This is a genomic window from Guptibacillus sedimenti (assembly GCF_028610665.1).
GTDB lineage: Bacteria > Bacillota > Bacilli > Bacillales > Guptibacillaceae > Guptibacillus > Guptibacillus sedimenti.
Map to the genome: position 1 here is coordinate 170,062 of NZ_JAQQWV010000001.1, position 17,605 is coordinate 187,666.

Genomic DNA, 17,605 nt, shown 5'->3' on the forward strand with positions numbered 1-17,605 from the left:
GTATAACGAGCAACATGAAACGCGATCGTTTTAAAAATAGTGAAATGCTCGTTTTTTTAGTAGCTATTATTCATAGGAGATAATTGAAAGGGAGTGCCGATATCGTGAGTAGCTTAAAGCAGCTGTCTGCTGAAGACATTCAAGAAACATCAATGATTGATATTATGTATTTCATCCTGCAGGACGAGAAGAAACCCGTTTCTTTCTATAAACTGATGGACCAGATTGGAAAGATGAAAGGTTTATCTTCCTCACAGCTTCAGGAAATGCTTGCAGAAGTATACACAAACTTGAACACGGATGGTCGATTTGTAACGCTTGGAGACAACCAGTGGGGTCTAAAAGGCTGGTACCCAGTTGAGCAATCACAAGAAGAGCTGGCAACAACAATCAAGCCTAAGAAACGCAAGAAGTCTGAAGATGACCTTGGTTTCGATGAAGATGATGAAGATGATCTTGAAGATCTTGAAGTTGATGACCTTGACGATTTTGATGACGACGACTTCGATGATGATACAGAAGATTTGGATGATGAAGACCTTGATGATGAAGATGACGACGACGTGGAAGACGACGAAGAAGAAAAGAAATAATTTCTGTCGCTTCTTGACTTTCAGTAGCGAAATCGGTAGAATCATTTTTGGGCTTCACCAAAATACTAAACTAATTTATAGATCCGATATAAAAACAAAAGTGCCCCCCATTTATGGGACAGGTGCCACTTTTGTTTTTTTTGTTTTTATACTCACATTGAGAAGCTTTTAGCAAGTAAGAGTGGACCTTCCGTTTAATTAAAGAAAATTGTATCCATCTGCATGGATTTTATTAAAAAAATAAAATCTCTCGTTTCAGATGAATCCTCTCCCTTTCTAAAAGGGCAGAATACAAACCATGAGGGGGCAGAAAGATGACAGCAAAACATAAGAAGTACATCTTTGTAACAGGCGGCGTTGTTTCGTCACTTGGTAAAGGTATCACAGCAGCTTCACTAGGACGACTTTTGAAAAACCGTGGCGTGAGTGTAACGATTCAAAAATTCGATCCATACATTAACGTTGACCCAGGGACAATGAGTCCTTATCAACACGGAGAGGTATTTGTAACGGATGATGGCGCTGAAACAGATCTTGACCTTGGTCACTACGAGCGCTTCATCGATATCAACCTTTCGAAAAACTCTAACGTAACGACAGGTAAAGTCTACTCAACTGTTCTTCGTAAAGAGCGTCGTGGTGACTACCTTGGTGGTACGGTTCAGGTTATTCCGCACATCACGAATGAAATCAAAGAGCGTATTTTCCGTGCTGGAAATGAAACAAATGCTGATGTCGTGATTACGGAAATCGGTGGAACAGTTGGAGACATCGAAAGTCTTCCATTCCTTGAAGCAATCCGTCAAATTAAGAGCGATATTGGTAAGGAAAATGTGATGTACATTCACTGTACGCTACTTCCTTATTTAAAAGCTGCAGGTGAAATGAAAACAAAGCCAACACAGCATAGTGTAAAAGAACTTCGTAGTCTTGGCATTCAGCCAAATGTGATTGTTGTTCGTGCTGAGCAGCCTGTTCCTCAAGAAATGAAAGACAAGATTGCTTTGTTCTGTGACATCGATGAGCACGCCGTGATCGAAGCACAGGATGCTGACACGCTTTACAAAGTACCTCTAGCTCTTCAAGAACAGAAGCTTGACGAAATTACTTGTCAGCACCTGAAGCTAAACTGTCAGGAAGCGGACATGGATGAGTGGAACGCACTTGTAGATAAGGTTCAAAACCTTTCTAGAAAAACGAAAATTGCCCTCGTTGGTAAATATGTAGCCCTTCAAGATGCTTATATTTCAGTTGTGGAATCTCTAAAGCATGCTGGCTATGCGTTTGACGCAGACATTGATATTAAGTGGGTAAACTCAGAAACAGTGACACAAGAGAATGTAAAAGAGCTTCTTTCTGATGTCGATGGTATCCTTGTTCCTGGTGGATTCGGCGATCGCGGAATCGAAGGAAAGATCACGGCGATTCAGTATGCGCGTGAAAATAAAGTACCTTTCTTAGGTATCTGTCTAGGTATGCAGCTTGCTTCTGTTGAATTTGCTCGCAACGTTCTAAACCTAGAAGGTGCGCATTCAGCCGAAATTAAGCCAACAACGAAATACCCTGTCATTGATCTTCTACCTGAACAAAAAGATGTGGAGGACCTTGGTGGTACGCTTCGTCTTGGACTTTACCCTTGTAAGCTAACAGAAGGTACAAAAGCTTATGCTGCTTACAATGACGAAGTCGTCTATGAGCGTCATCGTCACCGCTATGAGTTCAGTAACCAGTATCGTGCGCAAATGGAAGAGGCAGGATTTATTTTCTCTGGTACGAGCCCTGATGGCCGTCTTGTTGAAGTTGTTGAAGTGAAAGATCACCCGTGGTTTGTCGCTTCACAATTCCACCCAGAATTTACGTCACGTCCAACACGTCCACAGCCACTATTTAAAGAATTTATTGGCGCTTCAATGGCGAATAACTAATTAAAAAAAGACATCCTTTTCTACGGAGAAAGGGATGTCTTTTTGTTTAGACTTAAAATTCGTAGCCGTGTTCTTCTAGTATTTCACGAGTGGTTAAATAGAGAGCATGATAAACATATAAAGAAGTGAGTAAGGCTGGATAACCTATGCGTTCTCCTTCATCATTTGGAACAAGACCGGTCGTTAATCCGGTGTTAATATGAAAATCGGTGTTTTGCTCAAGGATAGGATCGGCTTCTTTTCGCGTAGCGGAAATACCGACGACCGTTGCACCAGTCGCTTTAAACGATTCCGCATGCTTCACAGCCGCTTCGTCTTCACTAAGCCTTGAAAATAAAAGGACACAATCATTCTCAGTCAAATCGGCAGGGTCATGAAGAATCGCACTTGAGGGAAGCTTTTCAGAGCCGTACACTGCTTCGAGAGCAGCTCCCTGAAGTTCGTTTTCCCCATAGAAATAAACTGTACCACCGCCTGTAATAATTTGAGCAAACAAGCGCGAAATATCTTCTATGATCATTTCGTGCTGATCCTGAATCCCTTTAAATTTACCCATTAACTGAGTCGTGAAAATCTTAAGCATTGGATCACTGCCTTTCTGTTTTTTATGAAAAATTGAAAGCTAATTTTGTGTCGATCTGGGTATAGGTATACAAATGAATTGCTAGCGGAAAGGAGGTGGGATGAGCGAATACATTTACATGTATAACCGGTCACTATTATAACGAAACTGTTCAACACTTGCGAATATCAGCCCTCAATGTATAATCAGGAAGGGATTCACGATCTTTAAGCGAACTTAAACATAAGACTAACGGAAAAGTAGGTGCTCACATATGAATGAAAAAATCTTAATCGTAGATGATCAATACGGTATACGCATCCTTCTTAACGAAATCTTTCAAAAAGAAGGCTATCAAACATTCCAGGCAGCAAACGGCGTTCAAGCACTCTCAATCGTAAAAAGTGAGGATCCTGACTTAGTTATTCTCGATATGAAAATCCCAGGAATGGATGGGCTAGAGATTTTAAAGCGAATCAAAAAGATGGAAGCAAGAGCGCTTGTTATTATCATGACGGCATATGGCGAATTAGACATGATCCATGAAGCGATGGACTTAGGGGCAATAACGCATTTTGCGAAGCCTTTTGACATCGATGAGATTCGAGCAACAGTCAAAAAAGAATTAGCATCGCTTTCATAACAAAAGGTAACGCTTACATAAACAAATCCTATTAAATCAGGCTTTTTCCCCTTCTATTATAGAAGTGATATGCTATAATAGAACCGTGTTTTTGGATAAATTGTAGACGAAATGAACTCAGATTAGCTGAAATTTCTTAAGCTGGGGCATACATAAAAACACCACGTTTGTGCCATCTTGTAGAAGACAGTTTTTTCTGGATGCATCTGCATGCTTCAATAACAAGTATTCGTTATTAAGATGTTCCAGGTCAGACCTGGCAATTTTAAATTAGATTGAGGAGGATTTATCATGCCTTTAGTTTCTATGAAAGAAATGCTCGAAAAAGGTAAAGCAGAAGGCTACGCAGTTGGCCAATTTAACCTTAACAACCTTGAGTTCACTCAAGCGATCCTACAAGCTGCACAAGAAGAACAATCACCAGTTATCCTTGGTGTTTCTGAAGGTGCTGCTCGTTACATGGGCGGATTCAAAACAATTGTTACAATTGTAGAAGCGCTTATGGAAGAGTACAAGGTTACAGTACCAGTTGCGATCCACCTTGACCACGGTTCTAGCTTCGAGAAGTGTATGCAAGCAATCAATGCTGGATTCACTTCTGTTATGATCGATGGTTCTCACTACCCTCTAGACGAAAACATCGCACTTACTTCTAAAGTAGTGGAAGCTGCACATGCAGTTGGTGTTTCTGTAGAAGCTGAGCTTGGACGTATCGGCGGACAAGAAGATGATCTTGTGGTTGAAGACGCTGATGCTGCTTACGCGATTCCTGAAGAGTGTGAGCGCCTTATCAATGAAACTGGTGTAGACTGCTTCGCACCTGCACTTGGTTCTGTACACGGTCCTTACAAAGGTGAACCTAACCTAGGATTCGACCGCATGGAAACAATCAGCAAAATGACTGGTGTTCCTCTCGTACTTCACGGTGGTACTGGTATTCCAACAGCTGACGTTAAAAAAGCGATCAAATTTGGACATGCTAAGATCAACGTTAACACGGAGAGCCAAATTTCTTCTGCTAAAGCAGTTCGTTCTGTACTTGAAGAAAAGCCAGATCTTTACGATCCTCGTAAATACATGGGACCTGCACGCGATGCAATTAAAGAAACAGTAATTGGCAAAATGCGTGAATTCGGTTCTTCAAACAAAGCATAATCTTCTTAAAATCGGATCATCAAAACCGCTCTATTATGAGCGGTTTCTGATTTCCGTTTTTTAATCCCCTACCTACTACCTTGCGAATATTTTTCATTTATTTACAACCAAATCAGCTAACGCAAAACAAAATATGTTAAAATTTTTCTCGTAAACGCTTTCTAAAATAAAGGAGGACGAATGCAATGAAAATTTTCATAGATTCCGCTAACTTAACTGACATTAAAGAAGCACATGATATGGGTATCGTTTCAGGTGTAACAACGAATCCGTCCCTCGTTATGAAAGAGAAAGTAAATTTTCACGATCGTCTTCGTGAAATTACTAGCCTTGTAGCTGGATCGGTTAGTGCTGAAGTGGTTTCCACTACAGCTGAGGAAATGATTGAAGAAGGTAAACAGCTTGCTGAAATCGCTCCAAACATCACAGTGAAAGTACCGATGAACCGTGAAGGAATGAAAGCAGTTAAAGCATTCTCTGAAGCTGGTATTAAAACAAACGTAACGCTTGTTTTCTCTGCGAACCAGGCATTGCTCGCAGCACGAGCTGGTGCTTCTTACGTCTCACCATTCCTTGGTCGTCTTGATGATATCGGTCAAAATGGTCTTGATCTTATCTCTGAAATCTCTGAACTGTTCGCGGTGCATGGCATCGAAACTGAAATCATTGCTGCATCGATTCGTCACCCTATGCACGTAACAGAAGCCGCCCTACGCGGAGCTGATATTGGTACAATGCCTTTGAAAGTTGTTCTTCAAATGCTTGAGCACCCGCTAACAGACAAAGGAATTGATCAATTCCTTGCCGATTGGGAAGAAGCGAAAAAAGCAAACGAATAAAATGAACGAATTGGCATGAACTTCCTGTTTTTGCCCATACTATTCTTATGAAGTATCATGACAGAACGAGGAACATACGATGCGGACGAAGAAGGGAGACCGTTATGGAAAAGTTGATGATCGCTGGAGGCCACCGTTTAAGTGGAACCGTTCAGGTAAGCGGAGCCAAGAATAGTGCGGTAGCATTAATCCCGGCGGCTATTCTAGCAGATTCCACTGTCACTATTGATCACTTGCCGAACATTTCTGACGTTGGGATTCTCCGTGATTTGCTTGAAGAAATCGGGGGACAAGCTGAGCTAAATGGAAATACATTAACTGTAAATCCTAAAGATATGATTGCGATGCCGCTGCCGAATGGCAAAGTAAAGAAGCTACGTGCTTCTTATTATTTAATGGGTGCAATGTTAGGTCGTTTTAACAAGGCGGTTATCGGACTTCCGGGCGGATGTAATCTTGGACCACGTCCGATTGATCAGCATATTAAAGGATTTGAAGCGCTTGGCGCAAAAGTAACGAATGAACAAGGGGCCATTTACCTTCGTGCAGATGAACTAAGAGGCGCTCGCATTTACCTTGATGTTGTAAGCGTTGGAGCGACGATTAACATTATGCTTGCAGCGGTTCGTGCGAAAGGTCGTACCGTGATTGAAAATGCAGCTAAAGAACCTGAAATCATTGACGTTGCCACACTTTTATCAAGCATGGGCGCAAAGATTAAAGGGGCTGGAACGGACGTTATTCGAATTGACGGCGTGGACGAGCTAACCGGCTGCTATCATTCCATTATTCCTGACCGCATTGAGGCAGGAACATATATGATCATGGCAGCTGCGATGGGTGATGAAGTTGTGATCGACAATGTTATTTCTCAGCACTTAGAATCGCTTATTGCGAAACTACGTGAGATGGGTGTACAAGTCGAGACAAATGAAGATCAAGTTTTTATTCGTTCTCCGCGTGAAGGTTGGAAAGGCGTTGATCTTAAAACCCTTGTTTATCCAGGCTTCCCAACCGATCTTCAGCAGCCGTTTACTTCGCTCTTAACAAATGCTGAAGGTAGCAGTATTGTAACCGATACGATCTATAGTGCAAGATTCAAACACATCGATGAACTACGTCGAATGGGTGCGAACGTTAAGGTTGAAGGACGTTCTGCCATAATTAATGGCGCTGTGAAGCTCCAGGGAGCAAAGGTGCGTGCTTCAGATCTACGTGCTGGTGCAGCCCTTGTTGTGGCTGGCCTAATGGCTGAAGGCGTCACAGAAGTCTCAGGTCTGGAGCACATTGATCGTGGCTATGAACGACTCGTTGAGAAGCTTAGCAATCTTGGTGCGCGGGTTTGGCGTGAGAAATTAGACCAAGAAGAGTTGAAAGAAGTAGAAAGTTCTTAAATTCGCAGAAATGGTGGTGAAAACCACCATTCTGTTATCTCTGTTTTGAAAGCGTTTTACTAACGTTGCGCACCCCGGGGGAGGAAAGCATGATGGAAAGAAGTTTAACGATGGAACTTGTCAGAGTGACAGAAGCTGCTGCGCTCGCTTCAGCACGCTGGATGGGAAGAGGCAAGAAAGAAGAAGCTGATGATGCAGCGACAACGGCAATGCGAGATGTGTTTGACACGGTACCGATGAAGGGAACGGTGGTTATCGGGGAAGGGGAAATGGATGAAGCCCCGATGCTATATATCGGTGAAAAACTTGGAACTGGTTATGGTCCCCGCGTAGACGTCGCGGTTGATCCTCTTGAAGGAACCAATATCGTAGCAGCAGGAACGTGGAATGCACTCGCTGTGTTAGCAGTTGCTGATCACGGCAACTTGCTGCATGCACCTGACATGTATATGGACAAAATTGCGGTCGGACCGAAAGCGGTAGGCAAAATCGATATTAACGCTTCCGTTCATGATAATTTGAAGGCGGTTGCTGAAGCGAAAGGAAAAGAAATTGAAGACTGCGTGGCGGTCATATTAGACCGCAAGCGGCACGAAAAGATTATAGAAGAAGTTCGTGCTGCAGGCGCTAGAATTAAGCTCATTTCTGATGGAGATGTGGCAGCGGCAATTAACACGGCCTTTGATGACACAGGCGTTGATATTTTATTTGGGTCAGGTGGCGCCCCTGAAGGTGTGCTTGCTGCCGTTGCATTGAAATGTCTCGGTGGAGAAATACAGGGTAAACTTCTCCCTCAAAATGAAGAAGAGTTGAAACGATGTAACGAGATGGGAATTCATGATGTTTCCCGCGTTCTTTACATGGAGGATCTCGTAAAAGGGGAAGATGCCATTTTTGCGGCAACTGGCGTGACAGATGGCGAATTATTAAAGGGTGTAAGATTCAGGGGAACTTCTGGTACGACCCAATCGGTTGTTATGCGCGCAAAGTCCGGTACTGTGCGCTTTATAGACGGAGAACACAGTTTAAAAAAGAAACCAGACCTTGTTATTCGTTCTTAAAAGTTCATGAGACGTACATGATTCAACACCACAAGAATGATTTCATGTTGAATATTTTTTAGGAATCTGGTAAAACTATAAGGTGCTGTATTATTTCCTATTACTATTCGCTCAACATCGTTGAGTGGAAAAGTTGATTTTTGGCTCAAATGTCGTCATTCGCCTAGTGGACACCTGTTCCCTTTTAGTTAATGGCGAAAATGAGCCAAAAATCATTAAAGATCATGTTCAAGAGTAACGATTGCTAAGCAACACCTTCGTTGTGCACTTCCTCTACTCTCACTTAAGAGATTCCTGAATGGATCACATACTAGCCTCTCACAGGATCTCAACAAACTCTTTCTCTCTTTCTTTATTATTCATATTCAAAAGGGCGATCTGTACACAACATACCTCTGTTGTTTGAATGAACCTTTTGTGCACTTATTTCATTTTCCAATCATTTGGGTAAAACCCATAATCATTTAAAAAGTGTGGTGTCAACATGGCAGTAAATATATCAGAACTAGAACAAATGACATTAAAAGAGCTTTATGAACAAGCTCGATTATACAAAGTCTCTTACTATAGTAAGTTAAACAAACGAGAGCTTGTTTTCGCTATTTTAAAAGCCCAGGCAGAGCAATCAGGACTTCTGTTCATGGAAGGGATTCTTGAAATTATCTCGTCTGAAGGATTTGGCTTCCTTCGCCCGATTAACTATTCGCCAAGCGCAGAAGACATTTATATCTCGGCATCTCAAATTCGCAGATTTGACCTTCGTAATGGGGATCGCGTTTCTGGGAAAGTACGCCCTCCAAAAGAAAATGAACGCTATTATGGTCTTCTACACGTAGCAGCAGTGAACGGGGAAGACCCTGACTCTTCGAAAGAACGCGTCCATTTTCCAGCGCTAACACCTCTTTATCCTGAGAAGCGTATGAATTTCGAAAACAAATCAGGCAATCTGTCTACACGAATCATCGACATGATTTCACCAGTGGGGTATGGGCAGCGTGGACTAATCGTAGCGCCACCTAAAGCTGGTAAAACGATGCTTTTGAAGGAAATTGCCAATAGCATTACAACGAACCATCCCGAAACGGAATTAATCGTTCTTCTCATTGACGAGCGTCCTGAGGAAGTGACGGATATTGAGCGTTCTGTTGATGGCGATGTAGTTCATTCAACATTTGATGAAACGCCAGATAACCATATTAAAGTAGCTGAGCTTGTGCTCGAACGTGCGATGCGATTGGTTGAGCATAAGAAAGATGTTGTTATTCTTTTGGATAGTATTACACGTCTTGCTCGTGCTTATAACCTCGTCATCCCACCAAGTGGACGTACGCTTTCCGGTGGTATTGATCCTGCAGCCTTCCATCGTCCAAAACGATTCTTTGGTGCGGCGCGTAACATTGAAGAAGGCGGAAGCTTGACGATTTTAGCAACAGCGCTAGTTGAGACAGGTTCGCGCATGGATGATGTCATTTATGAAGAATTTAAAGGAACGGGTAACATGGAGCTTCATCTTGATCGTCGTCTCGCAGAACGCCGCGTCTTCCCTGCGATTGATATTCGTCGCTCTGGTACACGTAAAGAAGAGTTGCTTCTTCCGAAAGAACAGCTTGAAATGCTTTGGACGATTCGTAAGAGCATGGATGACTCCTTTGAATTCGTTGATAATTTCTTGAAGCGTCTTAAGAAAACGAAAGAAAATCGAGAGTTTTTTGATCTGTTTGAGAAGGAAAAAAGCGGCTCATCTAGGTAAAAAGTGAGGTTTTTCGTTACAAGATGATCAATTGCATTGTCTGGAACACCCTGCTATAATACGTCTATGTGTGCAGAAGCTAAAAGGCACTGCCTTTTAGCTTCATTTAACTCTGTTTCCTCAGGAATCAGGGCGGAAGGAGATGAAATTCATGAAACAAGCGATTCATCCTGGTTATGAAACCATTAAGGTAAGATGTGCTTGCGGTAACGAATTCGAAACTGGTTCTACAAAACAGGACGGCGTGAGCGTAGAGGTTTGCTCTGAGTGCCATCCATTCTATACTGGACGTCAGAAGTTCAATGACGCTGGTGGACGCGTAGATAAGTTTAGAAAAAAATACAACCTAAAAGGTTAATGATAGAACAGGCAAGTTTTTACTCCTTGCCTGTTTTTTAACTCAATGAAGCAAGAAATGATCATCATGCAGAGCTACTTTGCACATATTTGTAGGAAGAAACGGTTCGAACAAACCTTTGTTCACTCGTTTCTTCCTATGAAGGATGATTTTTAAGATGGGCGAAGCCTTTTTAAGCGAATACGAGTGATTGCGTCTTGTAAGCACTCTACGATCAATAATTGGATGAAAGTATACGCAAAATAAGGACTGCGCTGATCAGTCATTTTTTTATGCTTATGCTGGGAAAGGAGAAGCGGTTGAATGCATGTTATGAAGTACAGCGGCTGGATTGAGGTTGTTTGCGGGAGTATGTTTTCCGGGAAGTCCGAAGAATTAATTCGTCGTGTAAGACGAGCGACTTATGCCAAACAAAAAGTTCAGGTGTTTAAACCAAAAGTGGATAACAGATATAGCGAAGAATCTGTTGTATCTCATAATGGAATGTCAGTTATCGCTGTTCCGGTTGATCATTCACAGGCGATCCTGGACCGCGTTGCAGAAGATACGGATATGGTTGCGGTTGATGAAGTGCAGTTTTTCGATGAAGGTATTGTGGATGTGGCGCAACAGCTTGCGGATGAAGGGGTTCGTGTGATCGTTGCTGGATTGGATCAGGATTTCCGCGGTGAAGCTTTTGGGCAGGTGCCAAAGCTTTTAACGGTAGCAGAATCCGTCACAAAGCTTCAAGCGATTTGTGTCGTGTGTGGGTCTCCAGCAAGTCGTACGCAGCGTCTTATTGATGGCAAGCCTGCTCATTACGATGATCCGATTATCCTTGTTGGTGCATCTGAGTCTTATGAGCCGCGCTGTCGTCACTGTCATAAAGTACCTGGGAAGCCGACGGCACGGGATCATCAAGAACAAGAAATCTCAAAGTAAGTCCGGGAAACCGGGCTTTTTTTTGTGCTTTCGAAATAGCGGATTCGTAACAAAAAGCGCTGATTTGAATCTAACCATCATTTGTTGGGCACCTTAAAAACAGGAGGTGACCGACTGATGAGAAAGATAACCTGGATGATGCTTGTGTTTCTGTTGCTTGTATCAGCCTGTTCGCCACTCAAGCCGCCAGAAGCAAATGGACAGGCGGGAGAAGGTCAAAATTTAAATACAGATATTAATCTAAACCCACAGTCCTATCGGAATATGAGCGTGGACAAGCCAACGATTAGTGACGATCAAGATAAAATTCGAGAGGTAGTCGAGGCAGAAGGTTTCGATGCTGGATTAATTTCGATTACAGGCAATCATGCGTGGGTAAATGTTAAATTTACAAATAAACAAGAAGCGGAACTAAATAATCAGAAAAAAACGCTTGCCGCTAAAATTTATCAAGCAGTGCCAAGATATAAAATTCACGTGCGAGCAAGATAAACCCTCTCAATAACGAGAGGGTTATTTTTATTAATGCTGAGCTCGTCTCGCTGCTTGTTGCAACGGATCCCAAACGCTGTTGTAAGGTGGAGCGTAGGCGAGATCGAGGTCCTCGATGTCATGTAGGGTCATTTGGTGATAAAGAGCAGTCGCAAGTACATCAACGCGCTTATCCACACCATACTTACCAATAAACTGCCCGCCAAGGATGCGCTCGTTATCATCTCGGAAAATGATTTTGACACATAGCTCTCGTGCATCAGGGTAATATCCAGCGATATCTGTCGCTTCAGTAGAACAGCTAGCGAACGGTAAGTTTAGTGCTTCTGCTTCACTTGTTGAAAGGCCTGTTCGACCAAGCGTTAAGTCAAAGAATTTAATAACAGAAGTACCGACAATTCCTTTAAATGTATTCGGCTGTCCGACCATATTCAGTCCTGCAATACGCCCCTGTTTATTTGCTGTCGTCCCTAGAGGAACAAAGTCATCACGTTCTTTGACACGATGGTAATGTGTCGCACAGTCTCCAGCGGCATAGACGTCCTCTTTGCTCGTTTGCATGTAGCGATTCACCTGTATTGCCCCGTTAGAAGCGGTGTGTAGTCCGCACTCCTTAAGGAAACCTGTATTAGGCTTTACTCCAACAGAAACGAGAACGAGATCTGCTTCATATTCTCCTTTATCTGTTACGATCTTTTTCACGCGCTTTTCACCTTTAAAAGATTGCACGCCTTCGTTTGTATGAACAGCAACCTCGTTTCGCTCTGCCTCATCATGGATCATCTTCGCCATGTCTTCATCAAAAATGCTAGCGAGGTGTGGCCCTAGTTCAATGATGCGCACATTTTTACCAAGTTCACGGAACGTCTCAGCCATTTCAAGTCCGATGTAGCCGCCTCCAATAACCGCAACGTTTTTAACGGAGTCATCCAAATCATTGATTACCTTCTCAGCATCCGGAATCGTTTTTAATGTATGTATTCCTTTAAGATCAATTCCTTCCCAATTTGGTTTCACAGGACTAACCCCTGTCGCGATCAACAGCTTATCGTATTTTTCGGTAAAATGTTCGCCGGACTTTAAATTGATTCCTTTTACAATTTTTTTATCGGTATCCACATTCGTTACTTCATGATACACACGAGCATCGATGCCATACTTCTCTCGAAACGTATCGACAGATCTAGCAATAAGTTTTTCAGTGGATTCAATTTTTCCACTAATGACATAAGGGAGGCCGCACTGTCCATAAGAGTAGATATTCCCCTTCTCAAGCGTCACAACTTCCGCTTCCTCATCATTTCGAATAATTTGCATGGCTGCACTCATACCAGCTGCATCGCCGCCAATAATGACGAATTTCATGTTCAAACCGCCCCTTCCGGAATCGTTCATTTTTACTAACCTACTTCCAGTTTACCCTGAATAAATCAAGTTCAAGCTATTTTTGCTTTTGACCTGTGAAATGTCCTATACTATAATTAGAATGTTATGCAACGAAAACGAGGTGAAAGATCTTGTTAGACCGTTTAGAAATTGTTGAAGAACGTTATGATAAGTTAAATCAGTTGTTGAGTGATCCAGAAGTCATTAATGACACGACGAAACTCCGGGAATATTCCAAAGAGCAATCAAGTCTTGAGGAAACCGTTCAGGTGTATCGTGAATATAAGGAAATTCTCGAAGGCATTCAAGATGCGAAAGCGATGCTTGAGGAAGAAAAAGATGCAGAAATGCGTGAAATGGTGAAGGCTGAGCTTTCCGAGCTTACACCTAAAGAAGAAGAGTATGCGGAGCGGTTGCGCGTGCTACTTCTTCCAAAAGACCCGAACGATGATAAGAACGTAATTATCGAGGTTCGCGGAGCAGCGGGTGGAGATGAAGCCGCTCTATTTGCAGGTGACTTGTACAAAATGTACAGCCGCTTTGCCGAAATGCAAGGTTGGAAGTCTGAAGTCATTGAATCAAGTTCAACCGAGCTCGGTGGTTTTAAAGAGATTATCTTTATGATCAACGGTGCCGGCGCTTATTCAAAAATGAAGTATGAGAACGGAGCTCACCGCGTTCAGCGCGTTCCGTCAACAGAATCTGGTGGTCGTATTCATACGTCTACGGCAACCGTTGCGGTGCTTCCTGAAGCAGAAGAAGTAGAAGTTGACATTCATGATAAAGACATTCGTGTTGATACCTTTACTTCAAGTGGACCAGGTGGACAGAGTGTTAATACAACGATGTCAGCGGTTCGCTTAACGCATATGCCAACTGGTGTAGTAGTTTCATGTCAGGATGAAAAATCTCAGATTAAGAACAAAGAAAAAGCGATGAAGGTTCTTCGTGCTCGTGTGTATGATAAGTTCCAGCAGGAAGCACAGAAAGAGTATGACGATAACCGTAAATCCGCTGTTGGTACTGGCGACCGTTCTGAACGTATTCGCACGTACAACTTCCCGCAAAACCGCGTAACGGATCACAGAATTAACTTAACGATCCAAAAGCTTGACCAGATCCTTCAAGGTAAGCTTGATGAGTTCATTGATGCGCTTATTACAGAAGAGCAAACGCGCTTAATGGCGGAAGCTGGAGAGTGACCCTATGATGACTGTATTCGAAGCCCTTAAATGGGCTTCTTCTTTTTTAGAGAAGTACGGACGTGAAGCATCGGCTGCCGAGTGGCTGATCAAACACGAGTTAAATGTATCAAGAACAGAACTCTTGCTTCAGATGCAAGATCAAATGCCGGATTTTGCAAGTTTTGAAGCGAAAATAAACCAGCACGCTAGCGGCATTCCTGTTCAGCACATTGTTGGAAAAGAAGAGTTCTACGGAAGAACGTTTCGCGTGAATCATCATGTCCTCGTGCCAAGACCTGAAACAGAAGAGCTTGTGGAAGGCATTCTTTCTAGGGCAAAAAGGCTGTTTCCTAACCCGGAAAAAGCCACGATCGCCGACATTGGTACCGGAAGCGGGGCGATTGCGATTAGTCTAGCGCTAGAACTGCAAAATCAAAACGTCACAGCAGTGGATATTTCTCAGGAGGCTCTCGAGGTAGCGAAGGAAAATGCGTGTCAGCTTGACGCTTCCATCTCGTTTCTTCACGGTGATTTACTTCAGCCGTTACAAGGACAAACGTTTGATATCGTCGTTTCTAATCCTCCTTACATTTCAGAAGAAGAATATGCCACTCTTGACCCATTAGTTCGAGACCATGAACCGATTCGTGCTCTTGTAGGAGGAGAAGATGGCTACGTACTTTATCGCCGACTTGCGGAAGGTTTGCCTGAGCTGATTTCTTCTCCAGGGTTAATTGGATTTGAGGTAGGCGAGAAGCAGGCAAGAACAGTTGCCGCAATGCTCGAAGCTTCTTTTGGTGAGCGTATTCAGGTCGAGGTTGTGAAAGATATTAGTGGGAAAGAACGAATGGTATTTGGTATTGTAACGTAACCCTGTCGATTCTACTCGCATTCTGGTGAACAGTTCTACGTTTAAAACGTATGAATCTGGCCAGAATGAGAGCTAGAAGGGACGGGATACAAGATGAATCAAAGAGGACTTATTAATCTATTAATCTCATTTATTATTCTTGCTTCAAGTCTCCAGGGTTCGGGCGTTGTTACAGCAAATCAGCAGATTATTCCAGACGAAGCGATTCGTCTTCGCATTTTAGCAAATAGTAATAGTGAAGAAGACCAATCAGTGAAACGCCGCATTCGTGACGAAGTTAATGAATCGATTAATGCGTGGGTTGCTGATTTAACATCGATTGAAGATTCTCGTCGTGTTATTAAAAGTCACCTAAATGAAATTGAAGCAATCGTAAAAAAAGAGCTCGAGTTAATCGGTAGCCGTGAATCATTTTCTGTCTCCTTTGGAGAAGTTGGTTTCCCAACGAAACTGTATGGCGATTTTGTTTACCCTGCCGGCGATTACGAAGCCGTCTTAATCACAATTGGGGAAGGTCTTGGGGATAACTGGTGGTGTGTTCTTTTCCCACCGCTTTGTTTCCTTGACTTCTCAAATGGGGACGCTGTTCAGGCGGAAAGCGATGCGCCTGTAGAAGAGCCTGCAGAAGACGTGGAAGTTGACTTCTTCTTGGTGAAAATCATGGATACGATTGTGGATTGGGTGAAAGGAATATTCAGCTAACTGGTCTATTCTCCTTCTTCAACGCATAAGACCATAACAGAACGGTTTTGTGTGAAAACTGAAGGAGGAGATCCATTTGTTTCTCGTTAGAAAAGCAACGACAGATGATGCCGTAGCCGTTAGGAATTTTGTTATGCAATCCGGCCTTGATGTGGACGGGCTACCTGATATTGAGTCGTTTCTTATTGCAGAATCAGAAAAAAAAGACCTGCTAGGCGTGATTGGACTTGAAACGATAGGTGCGTCAGGTCTCCTAAGAGCACTCGTCTTAAATAGCTCTGAATCAACTTCTGAACGATTATTACAGTTTTTTGATCAGGTACTTCTTTTTGCCAAAAAAGCAAATTTGGACGAGTTGTTTCTTACCTCAAAAGAAGAATCATTTTTCTTTCAAGTTTTCGGTTTCTCGACAATTCCCGTCGAAGAAGTACCGAAGTTAGTAAGGGAAAATGAGCTATTTTCCAATCAATCAGATCAGCGAGTGATTATGAGAAAACGTTTAAACTAGGTGATCTCATCAACATGGTTATACACAAATCGAACATATGTTATCCACATTGTGTGGATACTTGTGTGTTAAGCGAAAGGAAGCGTTTTTACGAATTGTGTAGAATTCTGTGGAAAGATCACTTATTATCCCGAAATAACCGGGTTTATTAGCATTTATTGAATAAGAAGGTGAATAACGTGGAAGGTATCCACACAAATGTTTGGTATGTGGATGAAAATGTGGATAGTGAAAAAGTTTATCCACAGGTTGTGGAAGCTGCCGAATGTTTACAACGTAATGAAGTCGTCGCTTTTCCTACTGAAACCGTCTATGGCCTAGGGGGAAACGCGCTATCCGAAGAAGCTGTGGCCAAAATATTCAGTGCGAAAGGCCGTCCTGCCGATAATCCACTGATTGTACACGTGGCGAGTCGTCCACATGTGGAAAAGTTAGTATCACATATTCCAAAACAAGCGGATAAGCTAATGAATGCGTTCTGGCCAGGCCCATTAACGATTGTATTACCTGGTGGTAAGAGCGTAGCTTCAAATGTGACCGCGGGGCTTGATACGGTGGCCATTCGCATGCCTGACCATCCAGTGGCACTTGCGCTTTTAAAGGCGGCGAATTTACCACTTGCTGCGCCAAGTGCAAACTTATCAGGAAAACCGAGTCCAACCACAGCGAAACATGTGATTCATGATTTAAGTGGCAGAATTGCTGGTATTGTAGACGGCGGTTCGACAGGTGTAGGGCTTGAGTCTACGGTTGTGGATTGTTCAGGAGATCATGTGACTATCCTTCGTCCAGGTGGTGTGACGAAAGAGCAGTTAGAAGAAGTTGTTGGGGAAGTGAACGTGGATCCAGCGCTAAGTGACGATGGGCAAAAGCCCAAATCCCCTGGGGTAAAGTACACTCACTATGCTCCGACTGCTCCGGTAACGCTTGTGGATGGTTCCCCGTCATACTTGCAATCACTTGTGGACAAGCGAAGAGCAGAAGGTAAAAAGATTGGTGTTCTCGCAACGGAAGAATCGAAAGCAACGTACCGTGCCGACGTGGTCATCCCATGCGGAACAAGAGCAGATCTGATTTCAGTTGCGAACCGTTTGTATGATGTCCTAAGGCAGTTCGATGAATCAGACGTTGATGAAATTTATAGCGAAATGTTTACACATGAAGGCGTAGGAGCAGCCGTTATGAACCGGCTATCAAAAGCAGCCAGCAATCGTGTGATCAAAGAATAGCAAAAAACCCGCTCAGGCCTTGAGCGGGTTTT

Annotated in this window: 18 protein-coding genes; 16 read left to right on the forward strand and 2 right to left on the reverse strand. The window is 43.0% G+C overall.

Going from position 1 to position 17,605, the window contains the following annotated elements; all coding sequences use genetic code 11:
* Positions 1 to 104: 104 nt before the first annotated feature.
* Positions 105 to 593 (forward strand): DNA-directed RNA polymerase subunit delta, encoded by a 489-nt coding sequence (gene rpoE / locus PQ578_RS00875; protein ID WP_242688433.1) that lies wholly within the window; start codon positions 105 to 107, stop codon positions 591 to 593.
* 314 nt (positions 594 to 907) lie between these two features.
* Entirely contained in the window at positions 908 to 2,518 is a 1,611-nt protein-coding gene (pyrG, locus tag PQ578_RS00880; RefSeq protein ID WP_165998672.1) for a CTP synthase, read from the forward strand.
* A 52-nt stretch (positions 2,519 to 2,570) separates the two neighbouring features.
* Here the strand turns inward: pyrG and PQ578_RS00885 are convergent, their stop codons facing one another.
* On the reverse strand, positions 2,571 to 3,101 hold the full coding sequence (locus tag PQ578_RS00885; RefSeq protein WP_273831786.1) for a DUF2529 family protein: 531 nt from the start codon (positions 3,099 to 3,101) through the stop codon (positions 2,571 to 2,573).
* Positions 3,102 to 3,354: 253 nt separating this feature from the next.
* On the opposite strand from PQ578_RS00885, the gene PQ578_RS00890 reads away from it, so the two are divergent.
* The 9 genes from PQ578_RS00890 (at position 3,355) to PQ578_RS00930 (ending at position 11,693) form a co-directional block, all read left to right on the forward strand.
* On the forward strand, positions 3,355 to 3,723 hold the full coding sequence (locus PQ578_RS00890; RefSeq protein ID WP_098445414.1) for a response regulator: 369 nt from the start codon (positions 3,355 to 3,357) through the stop codon (positions 3,721 to 3,723).
* 291 nt (positions 3,724 to 4,014) lie between these two features.
* Positions 4,015 to 4,878, forward strand: coding sequence for a class II fructose-1,6-bisphosphate aldolase (gene fba, locus PQ578_RS00895; protein ID WP_098445413.1), 864 nt, complete (start codon positions 4,015 to 4,017; stop codon positions 4,876 to 4,878).
* 185 nt (positions 4,879 to 5,063) lie between these two features.
* Positions 5,064 to 5,717: a fructose-6-phosphate aldolase gene (gene fsa, locus PQ578_RS00900; protein ID WP_160918221.1), complete on the forward strand. Its 654-nt coding sequence runs from the start codon at positions 5,064 to 5,066 to the stop codon at positions 5,715 to 5,717.
* Between the two features lie 104 nt (positions 5,718 to 5,821).
* Positions 5,822 to 7,111 (forward strand): UDP-N-acetylglucosamine 1-carboxyvinyltransferase, encoded by a 1,290-nt coding sequence (gene murA / locus PQ578_RS00905; protein WP_098445411.1) that lies wholly within the window; start codon positions 5,822 to 5,824, stop codon positions 7,109 to 7,111.
* 92 nt (positions 7,112 to 7,203) lie between these two features.
* The gene (gene glpX / locus PQ578_RS00910; RefSeq protein ID WP_273831787.1) at positions 7,204 to 8,172 is read left to right on the forward strand and encodes a class II fructose-bisphosphatase; all 969 of its coding nucleotides are present in this window, start codon (positions 7,204 to 7,206) and stop codon (positions 8,170 to 8,172) included.
* 484 nt (positions 8,173 to 8,656) lie between these two features.
* On the forward strand, positions 8,657 to 9,922 hold the full coding sequence (rho, locus tag PQ578_RS00915; protein WP_098445409.1) for a transcription termination factor Rho: 1,266 nt from the start codon (positions 8,657 to 8,659) through the stop codon (positions 9,920 to 9,922).
* A gap of 151 nt (positions 9,923 to 10,073) precedes the next feature.
* The gene (gene rpmE / locus PQ578_RS00920) at positions 10,074 to 10,280 is read left to right on the forward strand and encodes a 50S ribosomal protein L31 (RefSeq protein ID WP_098445408.1); all 207 of its coding nucleotides are present in this window, start codon (positions 10,074 to 10,076) and stop codon (positions 10,278 to 10,280) included.
* Positions 10,281 to 10,583: 303 nt separating this feature from the next.
* Entirely contained in the window at positions 10,584 to 11,201 is a 618-nt protein-coding gene (locus PQ578_RS00925) for a thymidine kinase (protein WP_273831788.1), read from the forward strand.
* Positions 11,202 to 11,318: 117 nt separating this feature from the next.
* Complete coding sequence (locus tag PQ578_RS00930; RefSeq protein ID WP_098445406.1) at positions 11,319 to 11,693, forward strand: hypothetical protein; 375 nt, start codon at positions 11,319 to 11,321, stop codon at positions 11,691 to 11,693.
* A 30-nt stretch (positions 11,694 to 11,723) separates the two neighbouring features.
* On the opposite strand, the gene PQ578_RS00935 is transcribed toward PQ578_RS00930, so the two are convergent.
* Positions 11,724 to 13,058, reverse strand: a complete 1,335-nt coding sequence (locus PQ578_RS00935; RefSeq protein ID WP_273831789.1) for a CoA-disulfide reductase — start codon at positions 13,056 to 13,058, stop codon at positions 11,724 to 11,726.
* Positions 13,059 to 13,210: 152 nt separating this feature from the next.
* Between PQ578_RS00935 and prfA the strand changes: the two genes are divergently transcribed.
* The 5 genes from prfA (at position 13,211) to PQ578_RS00960 (ending at position 17,573) form a co-directional block, all read left to right on the forward strand.
* On the forward strand, positions 13,211 to 14,281 hold the full coding sequence (gene prfA, locus PQ578_RS00940) for a peptide chain release factor 1 (protein ID WP_098445404.1): 1,071 nt from the start codon (positions 13,211 to 13,213) through the stop codon (positions 14,279 to 14,281).
* A gap of 7 nt (positions 14,282 to 14,288) precedes the next feature.
* Positions 14,289 to 15,134, forward strand: coding sequence for a peptide chain release factor N(5)-glutamine methyltransferase (prmC, locus tag PQ578_RS00945; protein WP_273833210.1), 846 nt, complete (start codon positions 14,289 to 14,291; stop codon positions 15,132 to 15,134).
* 93 nt (positions 15,135 to 15,227) lie between these two features.
* Positions 15,228 to 15,836, forward strand: a complete 609-nt coding sequence (spoIIR, locus tag PQ578_RS00950; protein ID WP_273831790.1) for a stage II sporulation protein R — start codon at positions 15,228 to 15,230, stop codon at positions 15,834 to 15,836.
* A gap of 76 nt (positions 15,837 to 15,912) precedes the next feature.
* Positions 15,913 to 16,344: a GNAT family N-acetyltransferase gene (locus tag PQ578_RS00955; protein ID WP_273831791.1), complete on the forward strand. Its 432-nt coding sequence runs from the start codon at positions 15,913 to 15,915 to the stop codon at positions 16,342 to 16,344.
* A 188-nt stretch (positions 16,345 to 16,532) separates the two neighbouring features.
* Entirely contained in the window at positions 16,533 to 17,573 is a 1,041-nt protein-coding gene (locus PQ578_RS00960) for an L-threonylcarbamoyladenylate synthase (protein ID WP_273833212.1), read from the forward strand.
* Positions 17,574 to 17,605 lie beyond the last annotated feature (32 nt).

Excerpts from the sequence above, each read along its gene's own strand:
- murA (WP_098445411.1), top strand. The coding sequence starts at position 5,822 with ATGGAAAAGTTGATGATCGCTGGAGGCCACCGTTTAAGTGGAACCGTT.
- glpX (WP_273831787.1), top strand. The coding sequence starts at position 7,204 with ATGGAAAGAAGTTTAACGATGGAACTTGTCAGAGTGACAGAAGCTGCT.
- PQ578_RS00890 (WP_098445414.1), top strand. The coding sequence starts at position 3,355 with ATGAATGAAAAAATCTTAATCGTAGATGATCAATACGGTATACGCATC.
- rpmE (WP_098445408.1), top strand. The coding sequence starts at position 10,074 with ATGAAACAAGCGATTCATCCTGGTTATGAAACCATTAAGGTAAGATGT.
- fba (WP_098445413.1), top strand. The coding sequence starts at position 4,015 with ATGCCTTTAGTTTCTATGAAAGAAATGCTCGAAAAAGGTAAAGCAGAA.
- spoIIR (WP_273831790.1), top strand. The coding sequence starts at position 15,228 with ATGAATCAAAGAGGACTTATTAATCTATTAATCTCATTTATTATTCTT.
- pyrG (WP_165998672.1), top strand. The coding sequence starts at position 908 with ATGACAGCAAAACATAAGAAGTACATCTTTGTAACAGGCGGCGTTGTT.
- PQ578_RS00935 (WP_273831789.1), bottom strand. The coding sequence starts at position 13,058 with ATGAAATTCGTCATTATTGGCGGCGATGCAGCTGGTATGAGTGCAGCC.
- fsa (WP_160918221.1), top strand. The coding sequence starts at position 5,064 with ATGAAAATTTTCATAGATTCCGCTAACTTAACTGACATTAAAGAAGCA.
- prmC (WP_273833210.1), top strand. The coding sequence starts at position 14,289 with ATGACTGTATTCGAAGCCCTTAAATGGGCTTCTTCTTTTTTAGAGAAG.
- PQ578_RS00885 (WP_273831786.1), bottom strand. The coding sequence starts at position 3,101 with ATGCTTAAGATTTTCACGACTCAGTTAATGGGTAAATTTAAAGGGATT.
- PQ578_RS00930 (WP_098445406.1), top strand. The coding sequence starts at position 11,319 with ATGAGAAAGATAACCTGGATGATGCTTGTGTTTCTGTTGCTTGTATCA.
- rho (WP_098445409.1), top strand. The coding sequence starts at position 8,657 with ATGGCAGTAAATATATCAGAACTAGAACAAATGACATTAAAAGAGCTT.
- PQ578_RS00925 (WP_273831788.1), top strand. The coding sequence starts at position 10,584 with ATGCATGTTATGAAGTACAGCGGCTGGATTGAGGTTGTTTGCGGGAGT.